Origin of the sequence: Corynebacterium sp. LK2510 (genome assembly GCF_040946405.1) — a bacterium.
In the GTDB taxonomy this organism is placed as follows: Bacteria; Actinomycetota; Actinomycetes; order Mycobacteriales; family Mycobacteriaceae; genus Corynebacterium.
In genome coordinates this window covers 1-8,382 of sequence record NZ_JAYWLR010000032.1, presented here as the reverse complement: position 1 = coordinate 8,382, position 8,382 = coordinate 1, and the positions used below count along the sequence as shown (strand labels likewise).

The following is an 8,382-nucleotide window of genomic DNA, read 5'->3' as shown; positions in this document are numbered from 1 at the left end:
TGAGGCGCTATGGAGATCCGTAACGCCGCATTTACTGCTGAGGCCGCCGACACTGCGCTGCCGATGGTCTCCCAGCTGCGCTCCCGGTTGGAGTCGGTGCTCCTCGTCCTCGACACGCCGGCCCAGGCGGGCGCGTTGGCGCGTGCTCTCGGGGCGGAGGAAGGGGACGTCGAGAAGCAGCTGCGGGAGATCCGCGACGAGTTTGACGCGCGCGGCAGCGGGATCGACCTGCGGGAAACTGCCGAGGGCTGGCGGCTGTTCACGCGCACCAGCAACGCCGAAGCCGTGGAGGCGTTTCTTCTCGACGGATCACAGACGAAGCTCTCGCGTGCGGCGATGGAGACACTCGCCGTGGTTGCCTACCGGCAGCCCGTGACGAGATCACAAGTTGCCGGTGTGCGCGGTGTCAATGTTGACGGCGTGATGCGCACGTTGACGTTGCGCGGGTTGATCGCAGAGGTTGATCCAGATGAGTCCTCCGGAGCCCACCGCTACGTCACCACTGAGCTGTTTTTGGAGTTGCTCGGCATTGACTCCCTCGACCGGTTGCCGGACCTCGCTCCGCTCCTGCCGGACATCGATTCGATCGAGGACGCTTGGTAGGGCCGTATAAGCACTGGTAGCGTGGGATGGGTCAACAACCGCATAATCAATCAAAGGATTCACCCATGACTCCTCCCGCTCGCCGAGACGGCACACCGGATAGAGAGAAGGACGACACGTTCTACATCTCCTATGCGAAGCCGGCGAAGAAGCAGAACGTCCACCGTGATGAGCGCCGCGCCGCGGCCGACAACACCCCCCACCCGCTGGAAGACAACTGGTGGGACGAACCAGATTCCGCCCCCGCCCAGCGCCGCACTGACAACGGTGTACGACTGCAGAAGGTCCTCGCCCAGGCGGGCGTCGCCTCGCGCCGCCACGCCGAGATTATGATCGCGCAAGGCCGAGTCGAGGTCAACGGTACGAGGGTGACCCAGCAAGGCATGCGCGTGAACCCGAGCGTGGATGTCATCCGCGTCGACGGGACCCGCGTCAACGTCAACGAGGAGTTGGAGTACTTCGTCTTCAACAAGCCTCGCGGCGTGCAGTCCACGATGAAGGACGAGATGGACCGCACGTCCGTCGGCAGCTATGTCGCGGAGAGGACAGCCTCCGGCCAGCGTCTCTTCCACGTCGGCCGCCTCGACGCCGACACCGAGGGCCTGCTGCTTCTCACCAACGACGGTGAGCTGGCCAACCGCCTGATGCACCCGCGCTACGGTGTATCGAAGACCTATCTGGCCACGGTGCTCGGCGAGGCGAAGCAGTCGCTCGTCTCCGAGCTCAAGAAGGGCATCGAGCTCGAGGATGGCCCGGCTTCCGCGGACTACGTCCAGATCGTCGACGTGCACAACGGCCAGTCCATCATCCGCCTGGAGATTCACGAGGGCCGCAAGCACCTCGTGCGTCGTTTGCTCAAGGCTGCCGGCTACCCGGTGCAGCGCCTCGTGCGCACGAAGGTGCACACGGTTCAGCTGGGCGACATGAAGCCCGGCTCCATGCGCGCCCTGAACAGCAACGAGCTCACCTCGCTTTTCAAGGCGGTGGATATGTAATGGCGTTGTCCAACATGCCCGATGAGGGCCTCCTCCTCGCCGTCGACGGCCCGTCCGGTACGGGCAAGTCGTCGACGTGCCGCCGCCTAGCGCGCCACCTGGACGCCAAGTATGTCGATACCGGGGCGATGTATCGCGTGGCCACGCTCGCCGTTTTGCGCGCCGGCATCGACCCCAATGATGCGGCTGCCGTTATCGAGGCCACCCGCGACCTCCCCCTAACTGTTTCGGATGATCCGGACTCAACGGAGGTTCTGCTTGGCGGCGAGGACGTCTCCGGTGAGATCCGTGGAACCGATGTGACCCGCAATGTCTCGGCGGTGTCCGCGATCCCGCAGGTGCGCGAAAACCTCGTGGCCCTGCAGCGCAAGCTCGCGGCGGAAGCCCACCGCGCGATTGTGGAAGGCCGCGACATCGGCACGGTCGTGCTTGTCGACGCCCCCGCTAAGGCGTACCTGACCGCATCTCCCGAGGTGCGCGCTCAGCGCCGCTTCGACCAAGACGTCGCAGCCGGGCGCGAAGTAGATTTCGACACCGTCCTAGCGGACGTGCAGCGCCGAGACGAGCTGGACTCGTCGCGCGCTGCGAGCCCCCTACGCCCGGCGGATGACGCCGTGGTGATTGACACATCTGAGATGGATCGGGACGAAGTGCTCAATGCGCTTGTGTCGCTGATCGAAAGGAGCGCCACATGAGCAGCAACGAGCACGACGAGGACATTGAATACACAGGTGCCGACGACGTCGCCGAGACCTCCAACACCTCTGAGATTGAGATCCCGGTCGACGTCGAGTCTCTCGACACCCTGGACGACTTCGCTGACCTGGTTGAGTCCACCGATCCGGAGGATATGACCGAGGAACAGTGGGCCCAGGTCGAGCAGGCACTCGGAATCGGCGAGCCGGAGCATGTGGAAGAAGCACTTCCGACCGTGTCCATCGTCGGGCGCCCGAACGTGGGTAAGTCGACCCTGGTAAACCGCTTCATTGGGCGCCGTGAAGCGGTCGTCGAGGACCACCCCGGCGTGACCCGCGACCGCGTCAGCTACATCGCGGACTGGGGCGGGCGCCGCTTCTGGGTGCAGGACACCGGCGGCTGGGACCCGGACGCGAAGGGCATCCACGCCGCGATCGCGCACCAGTCCGAGGTGGCGATGGAGACCTCCGACGTCATCGTTATGGTGGTCGACTCGCACACGGGTGTTACCGAAACTGATGCGGTCATGGCGCGCAACCTGCAGCGCTCTGAGGTGCCGGTTCTGCTGGTGGCCAACAAGTTCGAGTCCGAGGGGCAATGGGCAGACGTGGCTGAGTTCTACGCTCTAGGCCTCGGCGACCCGTGGCCGGTGTCAGCCCTGCACGGACGGGGTGGCGCGGACGTGCTCGACGAGATTCTGCGCGTCTTCCCGGACGAGCCTCGGGCGAAGAACTCGATCACCGAGGGACCTCGACGCGTCGCGCTTGTCGGGCGTCCTAACGTGGGCAAATCCAGCCTGTTGAACAAGCTGAGCAACTCGAACCGCTCTGTGGTGGATAACGCAGCCGGCACCACCGTGGACCCGGTGGACGAGCTCATCCAGCTCGACAACAATATGTGGAAGTTCATCGATACCGCAGGTCTGCGCAAGAAGGTCAAGAACGCCCAGGGCCACGAGTACTACGCCTCCCTGCGCACCCGCGGAACCATCGAGGCAGCCGAGGTGTGCGTCGTTGTCATCGACGCCTCCCAGGAGATTTCGGAGCAGGACCAGCGCGTCATCGCGATGGTGCTGGATGCCGGCAAAGCCATGGTCATCTGCTTCAACAAGTGGGATCTCATGGATGAGGACCGCCGCTACTACTTCGACCGCGAGTTCGATGACATGGTCGGCCACCTGTCCTGGGTGACGAAGTTGAACATCTCCGCAGACACCGGGCGCGGACTGCACCGCCTGGAACCGGCGATGACGGAAGCGCTCGAGAACTGGGACCGACGCATCTCGACCGGCCAGCTGAACAACTGGCTGCGCGATGCCATCGCCGCAAACCCGCCGCCGATGAAGAACAACCGCCTGCCGCGTGTCCTGTTCGCCACCATGGTGTCCACGCGGCCGCCGACAATCGTGCTGTTCACCACGGGATTCCTGGATGCCGGCTACCGCCGCTACCTGGAGCGCAAGTTCCGTGAAACGTTCGGCTACCACGGCACGCCGGTGCGCATCGCCGTGCGCGTGCGCGAACGCCGCCAGCGCCGCTAACGGAGGTCGCCGCCAGCGCCGCTAACGGAGGTCGCCGCCGGATGCCTCAGCGCGCGTAGACGAAGGCATCCGTGCGGTAGGGCAGGGGCAGAAGCTGCCCCTCGTCGAAACCGAGGCGCTCGTAGAGGTACCAGGTGAGGTTGTTCGTCATCGTGGCGCGCGTTTTCTCGGTCGACCTCATCCAGTACGACCGTGTTGCCATCAGGTCGAACAGGTCACCGGTGGTGACGGGTTGGATCCAGCTCACGCGCCGCTCCTCGATGAGGCGCCACGGCGCGGCGACGGTGGGGTAGAACCCCTCGCGCAATACGTCGCCCGAGTGCATGATGCGGCTGAGCCGCAGCACCCACGGGTGGGAGACATCCAACGTGTTCCAGCACAGCATCAAATGCCCGCCGTCGCGCACCACACGGTGTGCCTCGGCGCTGGCACGATCTGGGTCTACCCAGTGCCATACTTGGGCCGCGACGACGGCGTCCACGCTGGCGTCGGCAAGCGCCGTGTCCTCCGCAGTCGCCCGCCACACAGGCACGTCGGGCAGCGCGCGGCGCAGAACTTTGGTCATCTCCGCGGAGGGGTCGCAGGCGTACACCGAGCGGTCTGCCTGGAGCAACAGTTCTGTGAGTTTTCCGGTTCCGGCTCCGACGTCGAGGATGGTTCCCCCCGGCGGGAGCAACGAGGTAACTTCGTCTGGGTATGACGGTCGGGCCAGATGATAGTTCTCCGCCCCACGGCGATACGTCGCCGCAGCGCTGATGCGCTCGGAGGCGTCGCGAAAGGCAGGAGCGTCTTTCCGGCTCGGTTTCATGACTTGTCAATCTATCAATCTGGAGTGCTGCTGTGGCGTGGGTCCATCGTTTAACCGCCGGCGTGATGCTCGCGGCGCTGGTGGGGTGTTCCGTACCCGGAGATGCACCCATCGACAGCTCACCCACACGCCTGACGACACCCCCAGCTGCCGAACCCGCACCCCAGCCTCCCGCTGATCCGGGCATTGCCGCCGCACCCACACCCCAGCAACTCGCTGCCCCGCAGCCGCACCGCCTCGAACGACGCACCATTGGCGCCGGCGGCATGGAACGCAGCTACGTGCTGTCGGTTCCCGCGGGAGTGGAACGCACCACCAGGATGCCTCTGATCTACGTCTTTCACGGCTACAAGGGCGACGCCGAGAAGGTGCGGACAGAATCTGGCCTCGACGCCGCCAACGCGGTTGTCGTGTTCATGGAAGGCCACGACCAGGCGTGGGCGCCCGCGCCGTACGCCACCACGACGGGAGAGCAGGACATCGCCTTCGTCGAAGCGGTGCGCCAGGCTCTCGACGCCGAGTTCACGATCGATGCGTCCCGGGTCTTCGCCACGGGCCTGTCCAACGGAGGAGGATTCGCCTCCTACCTCGGCTGCCAGCGCCCGCAGGACCTCACCGCCGTGGGATCGGTTTCCGCTGCGTTCTATGAGCGTGTCTCCCAAGGCTGCAGCCGAATCCCCATCAAGCACATTGATTTCCACGGCACTGCTGATTCTGTCATCGGCTACGACGGTGGGCAGCGCCACAATAGTGTCTACGAGTCCTCCCATGAGATGCTCGCGGAGGCAGCAGTGCGTAACCACTGCGATGAACTTCCCACCGAGAGCACGTATGCGCCCGGAATCGAACGATTCGTGTGGCAAGACTGCGACGCACCGCTTGAGCACTATCGCATCGACGGGGGCGTTCACGAGTGGCCGTCATTTGCCACTGAGAAGCAACTGGAGTTCTTCGGCATCCGTTAGCCCGGCGCGCCCTGCACCCGCCTGATTGCTCGATACTATGGTCGGCATGACTAACGGAAAACCCGGGGCCGTCCTCGTCGTCTTTAACCCAGTGAAGGTCGACGAGCAGGAGCTGCGCGCTGCCGTAGACACCTACGCCCGCGATGCCGAGGGCGTTGAATGGATCGAGACGTCCCCGGACGATGATCAGGTCCAGGTGGCCGCGGTGCAAAAGCCTGGTGTGGAGCTTGTTCTTGTCGCCGGTGGTGACGGCACGGTGCGCGTCATCGCTTCTGCGCTCGCAGGCACGGGCGTCAGCATGGGAATTATCCCGTCCGGTACTGGAAACCTGCTCGCCCGCAACCTAGAGCTTGATCTCGATCTCACGGCCTCCGTGCGCCGCGCCTTCCAAGGCCGCGATCGCAACGTGGATGTTTGCTCTGTGGATCTGCACCGCCCGGATGGGTCGACGGACTCTTTGGGTTTCGCTGTGATGGCCGGCCTTGGGCTCGATACCGGGATGCTGGAAAACACCGACGAATCTCTAAAGAAGCACATCGGCCCGCTGGCCTATGGGCAGGGCCTCATTCGCTCGCTTGTCGACGGCGGGGATGTACGCGCAACCTACTCGATCGACGACACCCAGGTGGACAATGCCCGCCTGCACACGATGATCTTTGGCAACTGTGGCTACCTCATCAACGAGTTCCCGCTGTTTCCTGCCGCCGAGCCTGACGACGGCATCTTTGACGTCGTGACCATGGCTCCGCGTGGCGCTTTTGGGTGGCTGGGTGTGTTCGCGCGCCTCGGCGCGAACGCCGCCGCCAACACGGTGCGCAAGGTGATGGGCAAGCCGCTCGTGGAAAAGAATGAGGAAAACGTCGGCGGGCCGATAGCGAAATCAGCCGGGATTCTCGACTACTCCCGCGGAAAGCGCGCATCCGTGACGTTGACAACTCCTCACACCTTCGAGCTCGACGGCGACCCGGTAGGGGAGGTCGTGGGTGTCGACATTGAGATCCAGGCCGGGTCGCTGGCGGTCCGGGTCTAGCTGCGGAACCACTACGTATCTATTGACCGGTAGATAGTAGTGCTATGCTGAAAGTCCGTAGGTCATCATTCCGATGCACCTGCGGATTTTTCTTTTTCTTCCCAGGAGGCCCGCATGTCCGCACAGCCGACCAAATACATTTTCGTCACCGGAGGCGTTGTCTCCTCGCTGGGGAAGGGGCTGACCGCCGCTAGCCTTGGCCAGCTGCTCATCGCCCGGGGCTTGAGCGTGACTATGCAAAAGCTTGACCCTTACCTCAACGTGGACCCCGGCACGATGAACCCGTTTGAACACGGTGAGGTGTTCGTCACCGAAGACGGCGCCGAGACCGACCTCGACCTCGGCCACTACGAGCGCTTCCTTGACCGCAATCTGACCAAGAACGCGAATGTCACCACCGGCAAGGTGTACTCCTCGGTCATCGCCCGCGAGCGCCGCGGTGGCTACCTAGGCAAGACGGTCCAGGTCATCCCGCACATCACAGACGAGATCAAGTCCCGCATCCTCGCCATGGGCGAGCCCGACGCGGAAGGCAACCGGCCCGACATTGTCATCTCGGAGATCGGCGGCACCGTCGGCGACATTGAGTCCCAGCCCTTCCTGGAGGCTGCGCGCCAAGTACGTCACGCCGTCGGCCGCGAGAACATCTTCTTCATCCACGTCTCCCTCGTGCCCTACCTGGCGCCCTCCGGAGAACTCAAGACCAAGCCCACCCAACACTCCGTGGCACAGCTTCGCTCTATCGGTATCCAGCCAGACGCCATTGTCCTGCGCGCCGACCGCGAGGTTCCCACCGGGCTGAAGGAAAAGATCGGGTTGATGTGCGACGTTGACACCGAAGGCGTGATCTCGTGCGCCGACGCGCCCTCGATCTACAACATCCCCGAGGTGCTCTACCGCGAGCAGCTGGACACCTTCCTGATCCGCCGGCTCAACCTGCCGTTCCGCGACGTCGACTGGACCACCTGGCGTGACCTGCTGGACCGGGTCAATAACCCGGACCGGACGGTTACCGTCGGCATCGTTGGCAAGTACGTCGATCTCCCAGACGCCTACCTCTCAGTTGTGGAGGCGATCCGCGCCGCCGGTTTCCACCACAAGGTGCGCGTAGAGATCGCTTGGATCAGCTCGGATCTTTGCGTAGACGATCCCGCAGCGGCGCTGCAGGGCATTGACGCTGTCGTGGTTCCCGGTGGTTTTGGCAACCGCGGCATCGACGGCAAGATTGCTGCCATCCGGCACTGCCGTGTCAACCGCATCCCCTTGCTAGGGATCTGCCTCGGCCTGCAATGCATCGTTATTGAGGCTGCACTGGAAGCGGGCATCACGGGGGCTACCTCGACCGAGTTCGATCCTTCGGCTTCTGAGCCTGTGATCTCTACCATGGCCGAGCAGCAGGCAGCTGTAGCAGGTGAGGCCGACCTCGGCGGCACGATGCGCCTCGGCGCATACCCCGCGGTCCTCATGGACGGCTCTGTCGTGGCCGAGCAGTATGGTTCCACGGAGGTCTCGGAACGCCACCGCCACCGCTTCGAGGTCAACAACGCTTACCGCGACCGCATCACCGCTGGCTCGGATCTTGTGTTCTCCGGTACCTCGCCGGATGGCAAGCTTGTGGAGTACGTCGAGTACCCGCGTGACGTTCACCCGTACTTGGTTGCCACGCAGGCGCACCCGGAGTACACCTCCCGTCCCACCCGCCCGAACCCTTTGTTCGTCGGACTAGTGGGTGCTGCGTTGAACGC

At 64.1% G+C, this 8,382-nt stretch carries 8 protein-coding genes; 7 read left to right on the top strand and 1 reads right to left on the bottom strand.

From position 1 onward, the window contains the following. Positions 1–9: 9 nt before the first annotated feature. The 4 genes from VVR41_RS10515 to der all read left to right on the top strand — a co-directional run bounded on the left by VVR41_RS10515 (position 10) and on the right by der (position 3,834). Positions 10–603 (top strand): SMC-Scp complex subunit ScpB, encoded by a 594-nt coding sequence (locus VVR41_RS10515; protein WP_368524729.1) that lies wholly within the window; start codon positions 10–12, stop codon positions 601–603. Positions 604–668: 65 nt separating this feature from the next. Next, positions 669–1,598, top strand: coding sequence for a pseudouridine synthase (locus VVR41_RS10510; protein ID WP_321102905.1), 930 nt, complete (start codon positions 669–671; stop codon positions 1,596–1,598). Further along, positions 1,598–2,293 carry a (d)CMP kinase gene (gene cmk, locus VVR41_RS10505; RefSeq protein WP_368524728.1) on the top strand — a complete coding sequence of 232 codons (696 nt, stop codon included), beginning with the start codon at positions 1,598–1,600 and terminating at the stop codon, positions 2,291–2,293. Before VVR41_RS10510 ends, cmk begins: the two co-directional genes overlap by 1 nt. After that, positions 2,290–3,834 (top strand): ribosome biogenesis GTPase Der, encoded by a 1,545-nt coding sequence (gene der, locus VVR41_RS10500; protein ID WP_368524727.1) that lies wholly within the window; start codon positions 2,290–2,292, stop codon positions 3,832–3,834. The genes cmk and der overlap by 4 nt, the downstream gene beginning before the upstream one ends. 46 nt (positions 3,835–3,880) lie before the next feature. Here der and VVR41_RS10495 read toward each other — a convergent pair whose 3' ends face one another. After that, complete coding sequence (locus VVR41_RS10495) at positions 3,881–4,642, bottom strand: class I SAM-dependent methyltransferase (RefSeq protein WP_368524726.1); 762 nt, start codon at positions 4,640–4,642, stop codon at positions 3,881–3,883. 32 nt (positions 4,643–4,674) lie between these two features. Here VVR41_RS10495 and VVR41_RS10490 point away from each other — a divergent pair, with 32 nt between their 5' ends. From VVR41_RS10490 to VVR41_RS10480, 3 genes are all read left to right on the top strand, one after another. After that, positions 4,675–5,607, top strand: coding sequence for a PHB depolymerase family esterase (locus VVR41_RS10490; RefSeq protein ID WP_321102898.1), 933 nt, complete (start codon positions 4,675–4,677; stop codon positions 5,605–5,607). Between the two features lie 46 nt (positions 5,608–5,653). Then, on the top strand, positions 5,654–6,637 hold the full coding sequence (locus VVR41_RS10485) for a diacylglycerol kinase family protein (RefSeq protein WP_368524725.1): 984 nt from the start codon (positions 5,654–5,656) through the stop codon (positions 6,635–6,637). A 114-nt stretch (positions 6,638–6,751) separates the two neighbouring features. Beyond that, positions 6,752–8,382: CTP synthase (locus VVR41_RS10480; protein WP_368524724.1), on the top strand; the 1,631-nt coding region annotated here is incomplete at its 3' end.